This window comes from Oleiphilus sp. HI0117 (genome assembly GCF_001635235.1).
Genome location: NZ_LWGA01001344.1, coordinates 1 through 1,237 on the forward strand (window position 1 = coordinate 1; position 1,237 = coordinate 1,237).

Consider the following 1,237-nt stretch of genomic DNA (forward strand, 5'->3'; position numbering starts at 1 on the left):
TACAAGCCGACGGGTATTGTCTTAGCGGGGGGGCCTGAGTCTGTGCCTGAGCCTGGTTCTCCACGTGCACCAGAAGTTGTTTATAGCTTGGGTGTGCCGGTTTTAGGGATCTGTTATGGCATGCAGACTATGGCCGAACAATTAGGCGGCAAGGTTGAAAGCTCTGATGTACGAGAGTTTGGTTATGCCCAGATTAAATCTGAAGGTGATAGTGCTTTGTTCAAAGATATTGCAGATCACATTGAAGGTGCAAACCGCTTATTAGATGTATGGATGAGCCACGGTGATAAAGTTACTGCGATGCCTGAAGGTTTTGAGTTGATGGCCTCAACTGAATCTTGCCCTATTGCTGGTATGTACTGTGCAGAGAAGAATTTCTTTGGTATCCAGTTCCACCCTGAAGTAACGCATACCCTGCAGGGTGAGCGTATTTTAAGTCACTTTGTAAAAGATATTTGTGGTTGTGAATCACTTTGGACGCCAGCAAAGATTATTGAAGATCAGATTGAACGAGTTCGTGCCCAAGTGGGTGATAAGAAGGTCTTGCTAGGTCTATCTGGAGGTGTTGATTCTTCAGTGGTTGCGGCGCTATTGCATAAAGCCATTGGTGATCAGTTAACCTGTGTTTTTGTCGATAACGGCTTGTTACGTAAGAACGAAGGCGACATGGTGATGGAGATGTTCGCCGAAAACATGGGCGTCAAAGTCATTCGTGCTGATGCTGAAGACTTATTCTTGGGTAAGTTAGAAGGTGTTTCTGATCCCGAGAAAAAGCGAAAAATCATTGGTAATACCTTTATTGAAGTCTTCGATGAAGAAGCAACCAAGATTCAAGACGTTGACTTCTTGGCCCAGGGTACTATTTACCCGGATGTCATCGAATCTGCTGCAGCGAAAACGGGTAAGGCGCATGTTATTAAGTCTCACCACAACGTAGGTGGCTTACCAGACGATATGAAGATGGACTTAGTTGAACCTTTACGCGAGCTATTCAAAGACGAAGTTCGTAAGATGGGCTTAGAGCTAGGTCTGCCTTACGACATGGTGTATCGCCACCCCTTCCCAGGGCCTGGCCTAGGTGTTCGTATTTTGGGGGAAGTGAAGAAAGAATATGCAGAAGTTTTGCGCGAAGCCGACGCTATCTTCCTGGAAGAACTTCATAAGGCAGACTGGTATCACAAAACATCACAGGCATTTGTTGTCTTCTTGCCGGTTAAGTCGGTGGGTGTTGTAGGGG

The 1,237-nt window shown here is 46.0% G+C and carries 1 protein-coding gene; it reads left to right on the forward strand.

Annotated features, from left to right (window positions below):
* On the forward strand, window positions 1-1,237 hold a 1,237-nt coding region (guaA, locus tag A3757_RS23165; RefSeq protein ID WP_068740366.1), incomplete at both ends, for a glutamine-hydrolyzing GMP synthase.